This is a genomic window from Methylobacterium sp. Leaf118, assembly GCF_920984675.1.
Taxonomy (GTDB): domain Bacteria; phylum Pseudomonadota; class Alphaproteobacteria; order Rhizobiales; family Beijerinckiaceae; genus Methylobacterium.
In genome coordinates this window covers 43,733-59,069 of record NZ_CAKLBV010000020.1, presented here as the reverse complement: position 1 = coordinate 59,069, position 15,337 = coordinate 43,733, and the positions used below count along the sequence as shown (strand labels likewise).

The window sequence follows — 15,337 nt, the reverse complement described above, 5'->3', positions numbered from 1 at the left end:
CCGGGGTGTCTCCCCGACGCCCGTCTCCGCTCCCCGACCGGCCGCCCCCCTCCCCGCCCTTCGTTGGTTGCACCCCCCCACATGACGTCACAGAACGACGCCCTCGCCCCCGTCGAAGCCTCGGCCGAGGATGCCCTGGCGCCCGCCGATGTCGCCGCCCGGCGCGAGGTGCGCCTCCAGGACCTCAAGTCCAAGTCGCCGACCGAGCTCACGGCCTTCGCCGAGGAGGTCGAGGTCGAGAACGCCTCGACCATGCGCAAGCAGGAGCTGATGTTCGCGATCCTGAAGCAGCTCGCGGCCAACGAGACCGAGATCATCGGCGCCGGCACGGTCGAGGTGCTCCAGGACGGGTTCGGCTTCCTGCGCTCGCACGACTCGAACTACCTGCCGGGCCCGGACGACATCTACATCTCGCCGACGCAGATCCGCCGCTTCGGCCTGCGCACCGGCGACACCGTCGAGGGCCCGATCCGCGGTCCCAAGGACGGCGAGCGCTACTTCGCGCTGCTCAAGGTCAACACGATCAACTTCGAGAATCCGGAGAAGATCAAGCACAAGGTCCATTTCGACAATCTGACGCCGCTCTTCCCGACGAAGCGGTTCAAGCTCGAACTGGACAACCCGACCAAGAAGGATTTCAGCCCGCGCATCATCGACATCGTCTCGCCGATCGGGAAGGGCCAGCGCGCGCTGATCGTCGCGCCGCCGCGCACCGGCAAGACCGTCCTGATGCAGAACATCGCGCAGTCGATCACGCTGAACCACCCCGAATGCTACCTCATCGTGCTGCTCATCGACGAGCGGCCGGAGGAAGTGACCGACATGATCCGCTCGGTGAAGGGCGAGGTCATCGCCTCCACCTTCGACGAGCCCGCCACCCGGCACGTGCAGGTCGCCGAGATGGTGATCGAGAAGGCCAAGCGGCTGGTGGAACACGGCCGCGACGTGGTGATCCTGCTCGACTCGATCACCCGCCTGGGACGCGCCTACAACACGGTGGTGCCGTCCTCCGGCAAGGTGCTGACCGGCGGTGTCGACGCCAACGCCCTGCAGCGGCCCAAGCGCTTCTTCGGCGCGGCCCGCAACATCGAGGAGGGCGGCTCGCTCTCGATCATCGCCACCGCGCTCATCGATACCGGCTCGCGCATGGACGAGGTGATCTTCGAGGAGTTCAAGGGCACGGGCAATTCCGAGATCATTCTCGACCGCAAGGTCTCGGACAAGCGCATCTTCCCGGCCATCGACATCACCCGCTCCGGGACCCGCAAGGAAGAGCTGCTGGTGCCGCCGGACGCCCTCAAGAAGACCTACGTCCTGCGCCGGATCCTCAACCCGATGGGCGTCACCGACGCGATCGAGTTCCTCATGGACAAGCTGCGCCAGACCAAGAGCAACAGCGACTTCTTCGACTCGATGAACACCTGATCGCCGACGCGCCCCGCCGCGGCGGGGCGTCGAGCACGGCACGGGACAGCCCGGCGCGCGACAGCGACGCCGGGCTTTTTTGTGCTCTGCGCCGGCCAGGGGCGGGCGCGCACCGGCGGTCGCACCGGTCGCTCAAGATCACGTGAATGATGCTCGGCTACCAACTTTTCTCGGAGCGGGGCCGGAACTCGTTTGTGCGCAATCCGTTCATGCCGCGACGCAGCGCGAGCATGAAAGGTGTCCCGGACGGTGACGGCGGATGTCGACCGACATGAGTTGAGGCAGATCATCGCCGGGCTGAGCGAGGGCGTGATCCTCGTGGAGCCCGACCAGACGATCGCCTACGCCAACGAGGCGGCGCTCTCCATGCACGGCGTCGAGAGCCTCGCCGAACTCGGGGCGACGGTCGACGCCTACCGCGGACGGTTCGCCCTGCGTTACCGCAACAACCGGGCTCCGGAGCCCTACCCCATCGAGCGGGTGGTCGCCGGCGAGCGCTTCCACGACGTGATCGTCGAGGTCCGGCGGTCCGACCAGCCCGAGGCCGAGTTCGTCCACTCGCTGCGCAGCCTCGTCGCCACCGACCGGGAGGGCCGGCCGAGCTGCCTCGCCCTGATCATCAAGGACGTGTCCGACCAGTTCGAGGCCGAGGAGCGCTTCGAGAAGACCTTCAACGCCAACCCGGCCCCCGCCGTGATCACGCGGCTGTCGGACCTGCGCCACGTCAAGGTCAATACCGGCTTCCTGGAGATGACCGGGCATATCCGCGACGGCGTGATCGGGCGCAGCGTCTACGAGGTCGACGTGCTGGCGGGCGCCCGCAACCGTGATCTCGCGATCTCCCGCCTGAACGAGGGCGGCACCATTCCGCAGATGGAGGCCTGCCTCGATCTGCCCGGCGGCGGCACCCGCTTCGTCATCGTGGCGGGCCAGCCCATCGAGATGGGCGACGAGCCCTGCATGCTGTTCACCTTCGCCGATCTCGACCTGCGCCGAAAGGCCGAGACGGCCCTCCGGCAGAGCGAGGAGCGCTTCGCCAAGGCGTTCCGGCTGACCCCGGTGCCGACCCTGCTGGCGCGGCTCGACGGTTTCACGATCACGGGCATCAACGAGGCGTTCACCCGCGTCTTCGGCCATGGCGAGGACCGGGTGGTCGGGCGCTCGCCCGCCGAGACCGGGTTGTGGGTCGTGGAGACGGCCCGCGAGCGCTTCGAGGAGGCGGTGAGGCGCAGCGGCTTCGTGCCCGGGCAGGAAGTCTGCCTGCGGCACGAGGACGGGTCCGAGATGGATTGCCTCGTCTCCGCCGAGCGGGTCGAGATCGGCGAGGAGACCTTCGTCCTGCTCGTCCTCCAGGACATCACCGAGCGCAAGCGCAGCGAGCGGGAGCTGTTCCAGGCCGTCGAGGCGGTGATGGCGGACACTTCGTGGTTCAGCCGCGGCCTGATCGAGAAGCTGGCCAACCTGCGCCAGCCCGGCGATCGCGGCGAGGAGGGGACGAGCCCGAGCCTCACCGTGCGCGAGCGCCAGATCCTGAACCTGATCTGTGCCGGCCTCGACGACGACGCCATCGCGCGGAAGCTCGGCCTGTCGCGCAACACCGTGCGCAATCACGGCGCCGCGCTCTACCGCAAGCTCGGCGTCCACAAACGCGCGGAAGCGGTGATCTGGGGTCGCGAGAACGGTTTCCCCATCCAGGCATCTGGTAGCTAAATCATGCTCTACCAGTACTTCCGTATCATTGATCGCTGCGCGGTCACCCACATCTCGAGAGGCGTTCAGGGTTGTCCTGCAGCCATCGCGAGGTGCCCGTGACCGAACGAGCGAAACCCGCTTCCACCGAACACCTCAAGGGCTCGGTGAAGGAAGCCATCGGCAAGCTGACGGGCGACGCCCGGATCGAAGCCGAGGGCAAGCGCCAGAAGCGCCAGGAGCCGCCGCCCAAGGCGACGCCGCGCAGCGACTGACGAACCCAACCGGCGCCATCCAAGAGCGCCGCTCCCCAAACCGACACGTCTCAGGAGAACGACATGGTCGATACGGACAGGATCACCGGGGCCGCCAAGGACATCGGCGGCCGGGTACAGAGCGCGGTCGGCGACCTCACCGGCTCGAAGAGCGATTCGGTCGAGGGCCGTTTCCGCGAAGCCCAGGGCACCGCCGAGAACCTCTACGGCCAGGCCAAGGACGCCGTCCGCCACGCCGCGGACGAGGCCTACGACTACGCCGAGGATGCCTACGAGCAGGGCCGCCGCACCCTGCGCGAGGGCCACGAGCGTTCCACCGAGTGGCCGCACACCTCGCTCGTCGTCGCCGGTCTCGTCGGCTTCGGCCTCGGCCTCCTCGTCAGCAAGCTCTGACCCCCGTCCTTCCCCGCCTTGATCATCGGAGTATCAGAGTGACCTCGACTTCCAGCATTTCCCCCATCGCCGCGGGCGACACCCGGGCGGTTCTCCTCAACGAGGTATCCTGGGGCGCCATCTTCGCCGGCGCCGTCACCGCCCTCGTGGCCCAGGTCGTCATCAACCTCGTCGGCGTCGGCGCGGGGCTTGCCAGCGTCGGGGTCAACGCCTCCGACAACCCGGACGCCTCCACGCTCTCGATCGGCGCGGGCGTGTGGTTCGTCGCCTCGGGCATTCTCGCCTCGCTGATCGGCGGTGCCGTCGCGGGCCGTCTGTCGGGCAAGCCGCTTCCGGGCGTCGCCGGCCTGCACGGTCTGGTCTCCTGGGCGGTGACCACCCTGATCGTGCTCTACCTCCTGACCTCCGCCGCCAGCGGCCTCATCGGCGGGACCCTCAACACGGTCTCGGGCGCCCTCGGCGGCGCGGGCAACCTCGTCGGCGGCACGGTCCAGACCGCCGCCCAGGCGGCGGCGCCCTCGCTGTCCAAGATCTCGAACCCGCTCGACGGGATCGAGCAGAAGGTCCGTGAGCAGTCGGCGGGCCAGGACCCGCAGGCCGCCCGTGACGCCGCGGTCGCCGCGGTGCGGGCCCTGCTGTCGGGGGATGCGTCCCAGAACCAGCAGGCCGAGGACCGGGCCGCCGACGCGCTGGCCAAGGCGCAGGGCATCCCGGCCGATCAGGCCCGCCAGCAGCTGAAGGACTACCAGAAGCAGTACGAGCAGGCCGTCGCGACGGCCAAGCAGAAGGCGGAGGCCACGGCCGTCGCCGCGAAGTCGGCCGCCACCCAGGGCGCCCTCTACGCCGCGCTCGCACTGCTCCTCGGGGCGCTCGCCGCCTTCCTCGGCGGCCGCCTCGGCGCCCCGAAGCCGGCGACGCTCCTCGGCGCCTACGACGCCCGCCGCGTCTGATTGCCCCCGGGGCTCCGGCCCCGGGTCACCCAAGGCGCCCGCGCGTCCGCGCGGACGCCGCTCCGGCCGGCACAGGCGCCGACCGGCCTCTCTCAACCTCGCAACAGGAGACACCCGATGAGCAGCACCACCGACAAGATCAAGGGCCTGGCGAACGAAGCCGCCGGCAACGTCAAGCAGGCGGTCGGCAACGCGACCGGCAACGACAAGCTCGTGGCCGAGGGCAAGGCGCAGGAGCTGAAGGGCGAGGCGCAGAAGACCGTCGGCGACGTCAAGGACGGCGCCAAGTCCCTCGCCGACAAGGTCACCGGCAAGCACTGAACCGTTGTCCGGGACCGCGCCCCGCGGTCCCGGATCCCTCGAACACCCAACTGGATTCCCCGCACAACCAAGGAGTAGCGCATGAACCGCGACCAGTTCCGTGGCGCGTCCCGTCACCTCAAGGGCCGCGCCGAGACCGCCCTCGGCGGCATCACCGGCGACCCGGGCCGTCAGCTGCGCGGCGCCGCGAACCAGGTGGCCGGCGGTGCGCAATACGCCTACGGCCGTGCCCGCGACCGCGCCGAGGATCTCGCCCGCGACGGGCGCCACCTCGCCCATGCCGCCCGCGAGCGCGCCGACGACTGGCTCGAGGACGGGCGCGACCTCGCCGACGAGGCCCGGCGCCGGGGCCGCGACGTCGGCCGACGCGCCGTCCGCTACGCCGACGCCAACCGCACCTCGACGCTGCTCGGTGTCGTCGCGGCGGCCTTCGCTCTCGGCTGGCTCGCCCGGCCGTCACGCTGACGCCCTTCAACTCGGGAGACCCGAATGATCCGCAAGCTTCTCACCGCGTTGGTGCTGCCGCGCCTGATCGCCTTCGTCAGCCGCCGCCTCACCGGCCGGACCGCGGCCCCACCGCCCCGCCGTTACTGACCCCCCGCTCTCGCACGGCAGGATCGGACGCCCCGATCCGTCGCGCCGCCCGCCCCCATCCAACGAAGAGGACCACGCCATGAGCAAGGGTTATCCCTCGATGACCGCCCTGCTGGGCCTGCTGGCGGTCGCCGGCTACCAGAACCGGGACAAGATCGCGGAGTTCCTGAAGGGGCATGACGCCCCGCAGGTCGGCCATTCGCCGGTCCCGCCGGTGCCGAACACGGCCTCCGGCACCGCGGGTTCGGGCGGGCTCGGCAACCTGTCGAACCTGCTCGGCGGTGTCGGCGCGGCCGGTGTCGGCGGCCTGATCGCCAGCGGGCTGAGCGAACTCGTGGAGCATTTCACCAAGGGCGGCCACGGCGAGGCGGCCCAGTCCTGGGTCGGATCCGGCGCCAACCGTGATCTCCCGGCGGCCGATCTGGAGCGCGTCATCGGCCCCGAGACGCTCGATCATCTCGCGCAGCAGACGGGCCTGAGCCGCTCGGAGCTGCTCGCCCGGCTCTCCCGCGACCTGCCCTCGGCCATCGACCGCTACACCCCGGACGGCCGCCTGCCGGCCTGATCGTCTCGGGCCGGGCGCACCGTCCGGCCCGCACGCCTTACTGCCCCTTCCCGTGCTGCCCCCTTCCCGCCACGCCATTCCGAACGAGGATCCCGACCCCATGATGCTTCGCCCGCTGTTCTGCGCCGCCCTGCTTCTGGCAAGCGCGCCGGCCCTGGCCCAGGAGCCTGCGCCCATTGCCGCCGCGCCGGCGACGCTGAACGACGACCTGCGGGCGAAATTCGTCGCCCAGGCGCCGGAGGACGTGGTCGCTTCGAAGCTGATCGGGCTGAGCATCCGCAACGGCGCCAACGAGTCCATCGGCTCGGTCGCCGACGTGGTGTTCGACGAGAAGCGGTCGGTGAAATCCTACGTCGTCAGCGTCGGCGGCTTCCTCGGCCTCAACGCGAAATACGTCGCCGTCGCGCCCGAGACCCTGACGCTCGCCCGCAAGGACGGCGGCGGCCTCGACGCGGTCATCGAGACCGATAAGGACCAGCTGCGGGCCGCGCCGGAATACGTGTATCTCGGCTCCGAGCCGAAGAAGTGAGCGGGCGGGCTCGCCCCGCCGCGCCCCGCTCCCTCACCATCCCAATCTCCACAGGAGGATGACAATGGACCGCTCCCGCATGACGGCGCTTCGCGGCGCCCTCCTCGGCCTCACCCTCGTGGCCGCAGCTCCGGCGCTGGCCGACGACACCCCGACGACGGCGGGCGCGGTCGACCGGCTCAAGGGCCTCACCAACGAGGCGGTCGGCAGCGCCAAGCGCGGCGTCGGCAACCTGACCGAGGACGAGTCCCTGAAGGCGGAGGGCCGCGCCCAGAAGCTGAAGGGCGAGGCGCAGCATGATCGCGGCCGGGCCAAGGACACCGTCGAGAACGCCCTCGACAAGTAGTCCGGATACGGGCCCCGACCGCCGGGGCCCGTATCCGCGCTCATGCACTTCCTGCGTGCCCCTGCCGCTGGACGGCGTTCGGCGCGGGGGCCGGACATGCCGCCCGCACCGTAGCGCGCGGCGCCCGGCTTCCGTATATGGCTCGGTCCGTCCCACTGGAGCCGGCCCGCCGATGATCCCCCGCTACTCCCGCCCTGAGATGACCGCGATCTGGTCGCCGGAGAGCCGCTTCCGGATCTGGTTCGAGATCGAGGCGCACGCCACCACGGCGCTGGCCCAGATCGGCGTCGTGCCGAAGGAGGCCGCCGACAAGGTCTGGGAAAAGGGCCGCGACGCCGTGTTCGACGTCGCCCGCATCGACGCGATCGAGGCGGTGACGAAGCACGACGTCATCGCCTTCCTGACGCATCTGGCCGAGATCGTCGGCCCGGAAGCGCGCTTCGTCCACCAGGGCATGACCTCGTCGGACGTGCTGGACACCTGCCTCAACGTGCAGCTGACCCAGGCCGCCGACATCCTCCTCAAGGATCTCGACGCCCTGCTCGCCGCGCTCAAGCGGCGCGCCTTCGAGCACAAGCTGACCCCGACCATCGGCCGCTCGCACGGCATCCACGCCGAGCCCGTCACCTTCGGCCTCAAGCTCGCCCAGGCCTATGCGGAATTCTCCCGCGCCCGGGAGCGGCTGGTCGCGGCGCGCAAGGAAGTCGCGACCTGCGCCATCTCGGGGGCGGTCGGCACCTTCGCCAATATCGACCCGCGGGTGGAGGAATACGTCGCCGAACAGATGGGCCTCCAGCCGGAGCCGGTCTCGACCCAGGTGATCCCGCGCGACCGCCACGCCATGTTTTTCGCGACCCTCGGCGTGATCGCCAGCTCGATGGAGCGCCTCGCCACGGAGGTGCGCCATCTCCAGCGCACGGAGGTCCTGGAAGCGGAGGAATTCTTCTCGGAGGGGCAGAAGGGCTCCTCGGCGATGCCGCACAAGCGCAACCCGGTGCTCACCGAGAACATCACCGGTCTCGCCCGGATGGTGCGCGGCTACGTCACCCCGTCGCTCGAGAATGTCGCGCTCTGGCACGAGCGGGACATCTCGCATTCCTCGGTCGAGCGGATGATCGGCCCCGACGCCACCGTGACCCTCGACTTCGCCCTGGCCCGGCTCACCGGCGTCATCGACAAGCTGCTGATCTACCCCGAGCAGATGCAGAAGAATCTCGACCGGCTCGGCGGCCTCGTCCACTCGCAGCGGGTGCTGCTGGCGTTGACCCAGGGCGGCGTCTCGCGGGAGGATTCCTACCGGCTGGTCCAGCGCAACGCGATGCCGGTCTGGCGCGGCGAGGGCGACTTCTTGACCTTGCTGAAGGCCGATCCCGAAGTGACCGCCGTCCTGAAACCGCAGCAGATCGAGGAATGCTTCGATCTCGGCTACCACCTCAAGCACGTCGACACGATTTTTTCGCGGGTGTTCGGCGCCGCCTGAGCGCCGGACCTTGTGCCTGGCGCCGTGCCGGTCGGGCGCAGCGCTGCTCGTGGGGCAGACCGAGGCTGCCTCGGAGCCCGGTCGCAGGCCGCGCCGTGAGACCGGGCTGCGGACGCGGGTTCGCGGCGCTCAGCCCCTCGGCTTGGGGTAGGAGGGAGCGCTCGCCGGCGAAGGCGGCGCCTCGCCGGCCTCACATGCCATGGGCTTGAGGACGGCGTAACCGGTTGCGCCGAGTGAAAGTGTCCAGACCAATCCGAGCACCGCAGGGATGGCGGAGGCGAGCCGCCGCCCCCTCACCTCCCCGAACAAGGTGCCGCCCCCTGTCAGCCGCGGAAGCCGCGCGGGCGACGGGTGATCGAAACAGTAGAAGAAGCGGTCCCCCTCCGCGGAGGCCGGCCGCATCCGCTCGAACGTCGCCTTCACGGCGCTGACGGCGCTCTCCGCCGCCCGGATCGAGCCGTAGGCACAGACACAGATCGTCACGCCGATGACGCAGAGAAGGACGAGGAAGAGGCCGGCTTGGTTGTGCAACGGGGCCAGGATCGGTATCCGGCCACCGGTTTCCGTGCATCGTTCGATCTCGATCATCTTGTTCAGGACCAACGCATAGGCCGCAAAAAGAAACCCCTGCACCGTCAGGGCCCAGGCGAGCCTCTGGTTGATCAACGTATCTTCATGCTTGATGTAATCTCTATACTCTTTATACAAATTCAAATCATGTTCCATCGCAGCGCAATCTCTCCATACCGACAAGCTCAATCTGCACAAGATTGGATCAGTCAAGAGCGAGTCGCAATACGCAAAGCACACTGACTGAAAGAAATCCCACATGAACGGGATCGACCCGAGTGGGACCGTGCCGGTTCGGGGCGCGCGCGTCCGACACGAGTCCGGGTGTTGGTCCTGAAGGCGCCCGCCCCGCCCGGGCCCTCTCCGGCCACGGCATCGGAGACCGGCACCGCAGACTTGCCCGGGCGTGGACATGCTTGCGCACGAAACCTGCTTGTCGCAGGGGTGACAGCCGACCCCCACGCCGGAACCAGCGTCCCGATCCCATGTCCCGCACCGCCTACCTGAACGGCCGTTTTCTCCCCCTCGACGAGGCCCGCGTGCCGGTGATGGACCGCGGCTTCCTGTTCGCCGACGGGATCTACGAGGTCGCGGCGGTGCTGCACGGGCGGCTCGTCGACAACGCGGCCCATCTCGCCCGTCTCGACCGCTCGCTCGCCGAGATCGGCATCCCCAATCCCCACACGGCCGAGGCGTGGGAGCGGCTGGAGACGGAGTTGGCGGAGCGCAACGGTCTGACCGAGGGGCTCGTCTACATCCAGGTGACGCGGGGCGTGGCCGAGCGCGATTTCTCCTTCCCGAAAGGCGATGTCGCGCCGACCGTGGTGATGTTCACCCAGGCGAAGAGCATCCTCGCCAACCCGCTGGCCGAGACCGGCGCCAGGGCGATCACCGTGCCGGACCTGCGCTGGAAGCGGCGGGACATCAAATCGGTCGCCCTGCTCGCGCAGGTCATCGCCAAGCAGCAGGCGGCGGAGGCCGGCGCGGCGGAAGCCTTCATGATCGAGGACGGCGTGGTGACGGAGGGCTCGTCCTCATCGGTCTTCATCGTGACGAAGGCCGGCGCGCTGGTGACGCGCCCGCTCTCGCACGCGCTCCTGCCCGGCATCACCCGCGCCGCCGTGCTGGCGCTGGCCGAGGAGACCGGGATCACGTTCGAGGAGCGGACCATCGGGGCCCACGAACTGCCCGAGGCGGCGGAAGCCTTCTACACCTCGGCCTCGGCCTTCGTGATGCCGGTGGTGGAGATCGACGGGACGATCCTCGGCGACGGCCGGCCCGGTCCGGTGGCGCGGCGCCTGCGCGAGCTCTACTTCGCCTTCGCCGAGGGGGCTCGGGCCCGGTAGCGGCACCCGATGCGAGAGGCCCATGAGGCCTGTTCCACCCAGGGCCCGGCTTTGGGCGGCCGCTGAATCCAGCCGAGATAGGGCCGTGGGCGGGAGACGAACGGTCGTGAGGCCCCCTCACTTCCTACGAGAGCGAGGCGCATCGGAGCTCGACCCGCGGCCTGACAGGAACGCGAAGCCGCTGGCGCCCGTTGGTTGGGGAAGGACCGACCGAGGATATGATGACGTTTGGAAAGACCATGCTTGTGGCCGCTGCGCTGCTGACGGCCTCCGCCGGCACGGTGGCGTTCGCTCAGGATCCCTCCGTGCCCCAGCGCGGCCAGGACAGCGACCTCAAGCTGCCGGCCCCCAACGACCGGGTACCGGAGAAGGTGCGGCCGGAGGGCGGTACCACCGGCAGCACCCTGAGCGACAAGCTCCAGAAGTCGGACGGCGTCATCAAGCCGCCCTCGGATGTCGACCCCGAGATCAAGACGATCCCGCCGGACCCGAGCCCGAACTCGACGCCGGTGATTCCGCCGCCGAGCAACGCCCGGTAGGGCGAGCGGGCCGCACGCCATGCGGCCCGCGCGGCGGACCGTCCCCAGCGGGTACGGCCGCTTCGCTTGACGGACCTGTCCTGATCGCCGAAGAGGCCCCGTATGCTCGATCCCCGGCGCAATGCCGGGGTTTTCGCGCGTGGCGCAACCGCTTGGCGCCCGCGCCCGCGTTTGCGAGACAGGTCAGACCGCATGGCGAACGTCGTCGTCGTAGGCGCCCAGTGGGGTGACGAGGGCAAGGGCAAGATCGTCGACTGGCTCTCGGAGCAGGCCGACATCGTGGTGCGCTTCCAGGGCGGCCACAACGCTGGCCATACACTGGTGGTCGGCAACGCCGTCTACAAGCTGTCGCTGCTGCCCTCGGGCGTGGTCCGCGAGGGCACGCTCGGCATCATCGGCAACGGCGTCGTGCTCGATCCCTACGCGCTGGCCTCCGAGATCGACCGGCTCGCCGGCCAGGGCGTCGCGATCTCCCGCGCGAACCTCCGGGTGGCCGACAATGCCACGCTGATCCTCTCGCTCCACCGCGAGCTCGACGCCCTGCGCGAGGACGGGGCGCCGGGCACCAAGATCGGCACGACCAAGCGCGGCATCGGACCGGCCTACGAGGACAAGGTCGGCCGCCGGGCCATCCGGGTGATGGACCTCGCCGAGCCCGAGACCCTGCCGCCGAAGATCGAGCGGCTGCTCGCCCACCACAACGCCCTGCGCCGCGGCTTCGGCCTGGCCGAGATCTCCGAACAGGCGGTGCTCGACGAACTGACCGCGATCGCCCACCGGGTGCTGCCCTATCAGGACACCGTCTGGCACCTGCTCGACGAGGCGCGCCGGGGCGGCAAGCGCATCCTGTTCGAGGGCGCGCAGGGCGCGCTGCTCGACGTCGATCACGGCACCTACCCGTTCGTGACCTCGTCCAACACCGTGGCGGGACAGGCCGCGACCGGCTCGGGGCTCGGCCCGCGCGCCATCGGCTACGTGCTCGGCATCGCCAAGGCCTACACCACCCGCGTCGGCGAGGGCCCGTTCCCGACCGAACTGCACGACGCGATCGGCCAGCGCATCGGCGAGCGCGGCCACGAATTCGGCACGGTGACGGGACGCAAGCGCCGCTGCGGCTGGTTCGACGCCTGCCTCGTGCGCCAGACCGTGCAGACCTCCGGCATCGACGGCATCGCCCTGACCAAGCTCGACGTGCTCGACGGCTTCGAGGAGATCCGGGTCTGCACCGCCTACGACATCGACGGGCAGCGCTTCGACCATCTTCCGGCGAGCCAGGCCGCCCAGCAGCGCGCCGTGCCGGTCTACGAGACGATTCCCGGCTGGTCGGGGACCACGGCAGGCGCCCGCTCCTGGGCAGACCTGCCGGCCCAGGCGATCAAGTATGTCCGTCGGATCGAGGAACTGATCGGCGCACCGGTGGCGCTGCTCTCGACCTCGCCCGAGCGCGACGACACCATCCTGATGCACAACCCCTTCGAGGATTGAGCGTCAGGATGGACCGATAGAGCCGGCGGACAGGACAGGCGGATCGGGCACGATGGCCGACTACTATCCGTTGCTGGCGCGCGCGCTCGGCGCCCTGCCGGACCGCACGCCGGCCTTGCGCAAGGCGGTCTACGATCGGGCGCGCAGCGCCCTGATCGCGCAGCTGCGCTCCCTCGACCCACCGGTTCCGGAAGCGGATATCGAGCTGGAGCGCAAGGCCCTCGATAAGGCGATCCAGCGCCTCGAGACCGAGTACGGCGAACCCCCGGCCGCCGCGGAACCCGAGGCCGCGAAGCCGCCGACCCCGGCGGTCTCGATCGCCAAGCCCGAGCCCCCCGTCGCCCCGCCCCCCCCTGCGCCGCCTCCCCCCGCGCCGCCGCCCGCGGCGCCCACGCCCGAGCCGTTCATGCCGCCGGCCTCGCTGCCGGATGACATGCTGCCCGAGCCCGGACCGCCGGTCGATGCGGAGCCCTTCGTGCCGCCGCCCCGGCGCCCGCGACCCGAGGACGGCCGGGAATCGCCGGAGGGCGACGCGCGTCCCGAGGAACCGGGCGCCCTCCCCCCCACGCCGCCCCCCGCCGAGGGGGAGGACGCGACCCTCGGCGAGGCCGCCAACGGCCGCCAGCGGCCCCGCATCGACGTAGTGGCCCCGCCCGCGGAGCGCTCGCGCTTCCTGCGCAACCTGTTCGTCGGGGGCGTCCTCGCCGCCGTGATCGCGCTGATCGCGGTCGCGGCCTTCTTCCTGCGCGATCAACCCGGCGACCTTCAGCGCTCGGCGGCGACCTCGCAGGAGAACCCGCCCGAGGCGCCCGACGCCAAGTTCGCGGATCGGGTCGGCGGCGAGCGCAGCGAGTCCGAGGCACGCCCGAGGACCGTGGCACCGGCTCAGCCGACGCAGCCGGAGGTGACGGTCTCGCAGCGGGCCGTGCTCTACGAAGAGAACACCGCCGATCCGCGCTCCCCGCCGGCGTCCGTGACCGGCCATGCCGTCTGGCGGCTGGAAGCCGTGAACGGCCAGCAGGGCGAACCCCTGCAGAACGCCCTGCGCACCACCATCGAATACCCGGAGGCCGGGCTCACCTTGACGATGACCATGCGCCGGAACCGGGACACGACCCTGCCCGCCTCCCACACGATCGAGCTGGCCTTCACCAATTACGGTCCCGGCGCCAAGCGCGCCGTCCAGAATATCGGCCTGCTCCAGCCCAAGGAGGAGGAATCGAGCCGCGGCGCGCCCGTCTCGGGCCTGCCGGTTCGCGTCCGCGAAAACCTGTTCCTGATCGGCCTGTCGTCGCTGAAGAGCGATGTCGATCGCAACACCGACCTGATGCTGCACCGGAACTGGTTCGATCTGCCGATCTCCTACACGAGCGGCACGCGGGCGATTCTCACCTTCGAGAAGGGCAATGCCGGCGCGAACGCCATGCAGGCGGCCTTCGACCAGTGGCGGGATTAGAGGCCCGGTCGAAGGTTCGGATCCCGTGACGCCTCAACCTTGATCGCGAGCCTGCGTCCCTCCGTCGGGCCGATGCTCCCCGCCGGTCAGACGGTTCATGCGGTCCAGACCATCGGCCGAGGACCGCCGACCCCAATGCCGGTGCCTCGGGCACGAGCCGCCTCCCCGGGACGCGGCCCGCCCGGCGGCACGACATTCGTTACAATTTGAAATCGAGGCGGCTTTCTCCCGGTTGCAGGGACGTGCCATGCTGCGGCGCACCATGGAGAACCGGACGATGATTCCGCCCGTCGCACAAACCCTGGCGAGCCTCGGGACCGTTCAGGCCGAACGCGTCAAGGTTCTGCCGGCCAAGCTCATCAAGAATCCGCTGCGCACCCTCGCGCTCGAGGCCTTCCACAGCCGCAACACCGCCCTCGACGCGGTGTTCTACGACATCGCCCGGGTCACCCCGGACGAGGCCGAGGCGCTGGCCGAAGCCTCGGTCCGCGAGGGCGACATCCTCCTCGTCCCGCCGAGCGGGTCCGGACCGTTGCGGCACTTCGGCAGCGTCGAGGACTTCCTCCGGGACGGGACCGCGGTCGGCGCGCTGGCGGTGGCCGGCGTGGGCAGCTCGTCGGTGGGCGCCGCGGCCTTCGCCCGCAACGTGGCGGATGCCCTGGGCCAGCCCGTGGCGGCCGTCGTCTCGGGCTACGGCCTCGCCGACGTGCTGACCGAGGCCCTGGGCGGCTTCTTCTTCTTCGGGGCGCTCAACAGCCTGCGGCACCTGTTCGAGAATCTCGACGTCGCCTCCCGGGCCCTCGCGGCGGATCTCGAGCGGGGCAGCCGCCTGACCTGGGCGCGGACCAGCCGGGACACGCAGACCGTCCTCGCCCTGCTCAAGGCGCCCACCTTCGCGGCCGGTCTGCTGATCGGCCACTCGAAGGGCAACCTCGTTCTGTCGGAGGCGCTCTACGCCCTCGTCTCGGATGATGCGGCCCGGGCGCAAGAACGGGCGGAGGCGACGCGCATCGTCACGGTCAGCGCCAAGATCGGGATGCCGTTGCCCTTCGCCGACGTCATCGACGTGATGGGACAGTTCGACGGCTTCGGCGCCCTCAATTCCCGCCCGGTTCTGGGAACGGAGCATGTGGTGCCGTTCGCGTGGCACAGCACCAATCCGGATTTCGCCTGGCCCGGCCTCGGGATCGGCATCCGGGTGACGGAGACGCTCAAGCGGGTGCTGGAGCGGCCGCGCTCGGCTCAGGCGGCCGCGCCGCTGCCGCCTTTCTTGCCGCCGCTGGCGCGCCCCGTCGGCGACCTGCCACAGATCCTGACGGCCGCCCTGCACAACCCGGCGGCTTTCGGGCGCCTGACCCCGCCGACCTGAGAAGG

Annotated in this window: 17 protein-coding genes; 16 read left to right on the top strand and 1 reads right to left on the bottom strand. The window is 70.2% G+C overall.

What is annotated here, in order from left to right:
* Positions 1-81: 81 nt before the first annotated feature.
* The 11 genes from rho (at position 82) to purB (ending at position 8,567) form a co-directional block, all read left to right on the top strand.
* Positions 82-1,425, top strand: coding sequence for a transcription termination factor Rho (rho, locus tag LW587_RS11035; RefSeq protein WP_232629641.1), 1,344 nt, complete (start codon positions 82-84; stop codon positions 1,423-1,425).
* A gap of 249 nt (positions 1,426-1,674) precedes the next feature.
* A complete protein-coding gene (locus tag LW587_RS11030; RefSeq protein ID WP_232629664.1) occupies positions 1,675-3,135 on the top strand; it encodes a helix-turn-helix transcriptional regulator in 1,461 nt (486 codons plus the stop codon).
* A gap of 98 nt (positions 3,136-3,233) precedes the next feature.
* Positions 3,234-3,389: a CsbD family protein gene (locus LW587_RS11025; protein WP_232629640.1), complete on the top strand. Its 156-nt coding sequence runs from the start codon at positions 3,234-3,236 to the stop codon at positions 3,387-3,389.
* Between the two features lie 63 nt (positions 3,390-3,452).
* A complete protein-coding gene (locus tag LW587_RS11020) occupies positions 3,453-3,782 on the top strand; it encodes a CsbD family protein (protein WP_232629639.1) in 330 nt (109 codons plus the stop codon).
* 38 nt (positions 3,783-3,820) lie between these two features.
* On the top strand, positions 3,821-4,732 hold the full coding sequence (locus tag LW587_RS11015) for a PhnA-like protein (RefSeq protein WP_232629638.1): 912 nt from the start codon (positions 3,821-3,823) through the stop codon (positions 4,730-4,732).
* A 117-nt stretch (positions 4,733-4,849) separates the two neighbouring features.
* Entirely contained in the window at positions 4,850-5,053 is a 204-nt protein-coding gene (locus tag LW587_RS11010) for a CsbD family protein (RefSeq protein ID WP_232629637.1), read from the top strand.
* A gap of 81 nt (positions 5,054-5,134) precedes the next feature.
* Complete coding sequence (locus tag LW587_RS11005) at positions 5,135-5,518, top strand: CsbD family protein (protein WP_232629636.1); 384 nt, start codon at positions 5,135-5,137, stop codon at positions 5,516-5,518.
* 208 nt (positions 5,519-5,726) lie between these two features.
* Complete coding sequence (locus LW587_RS11000; protein ID WP_232629635.1) at positions 5,727-6,212, top strand: YidB family protein; 486 nt, start codon at positions 5,727-5,729, stop codon at positions 6,210-6,212.
* Between the two features lie 100 nt (positions 6,213-6,312).
* A complete protein-coding gene (locus LW587_RS10995) occupies positions 6,313-6,741 on the top strand; it encodes a PRC-barrel domain-containing protein (protein ID WP_232629634.1) in 429 nt (142 codons plus the stop codon).
* A gap of 64 nt (positions 6,742-6,805) precedes the next feature.
* On the top strand, positions 6,806-7,087 hold the full coding sequence (locus tag LW587_RS10990; RefSeq protein ID WP_442919118.1) for a CsbD family protein: 282 nt from the start codon (positions 6,806-6,808) through the stop codon (positions 7,085-7,087).
* Between the two features lie 172 nt (positions 7,088-7,259).
* Positions 7,260-8,567, top strand: coding sequence for an adenylosuccinate lyase (gene purB / locus LW587_RS10985; RefSeq protein WP_232629633.1), 1,308 nt, complete (start codon positions 7,260-7,262; stop codon positions 8,565-8,567).
* Positions 8,568-8,696: 129 nt separating this feature from the next.
* Here the strand turns inward: purB and LW587_RS10980 are convergent, their stop codons facing one another.
* On the bottom strand, positions 8,697-9,293 hold the full coding sequence (locus LW587_RS10980) for a hypothetical protein (protein WP_232629632.1): 597 nt from the start codon (positions 9,291-9,293) through the stop codon (positions 8,697-8,699).
* A 329-nt stretch (positions 9,294-9,622) separates the two neighbouring features.
* Here LW587_RS10980 and LW587_RS10975 point away from each other — a divergent pair, with 329 nt between their 5' ends.
* The 5 genes from LW587_RS10975 (at position 9,623) to LW587_RS10955 (ending at position 15,332) form a co-directional block, all read left to right on the top strand.
* Entirely contained in the window at positions 9,623-10,483 is an 861-nt protein-coding gene (locus tag LW587_RS10975; protein ID WP_232629631.1) for a D-amino-acid transaminase, read from the top strand.
* Positions 10,484-10,722: 239 nt separating this feature from the next.
* Positions 10,723-11,022 (top strand): hypothetical protein, encoded by a 300-nt coding sequence (locus LW587_RS10970; protein WP_232629630.1) that lies wholly within the window; start codon positions 10,723-10,725, stop codon positions 11,020-11,022.
* A 192-nt stretch (positions 11,023-11,214) separates the two neighbouring features.
* Positions 11,215-12,507, top strand: coding sequence for an adenylosuccinate synthase (locus LW587_RS10965; protein WP_232629629.1), 1,293 nt, complete (start codon positions 11,215-11,217; stop codon positions 12,505-12,507).
* Positions 12,508-12,559: 52 nt separating this feature from the next.
* Positions 12,560-13,963 carry a histidine kinase gene (locus tag LW587_RS10960; RefSeq protein WP_232629628.1) on the top strand — a complete coding sequence of 468 codons (1,404 nt, stop codon included), beginning with the start codon at positions 12,560-12,562 and terminating at the stop codon, positions 13,961-13,963.
* Positions 13,964-14,240: 277 nt separating this feature from the next.
* Complete coding sequence (locus LW587_RS10955) at positions 14,241-15,332, top strand: hypothetical protein (protein ID WP_232629627.1); 1,092 nt, start codon at positions 14,241-14,243, stop codon at positions 15,330-15,332.
* The last annotated feature ends 5 nt before the right edge of the window (positions 15,333-15,337 follow it).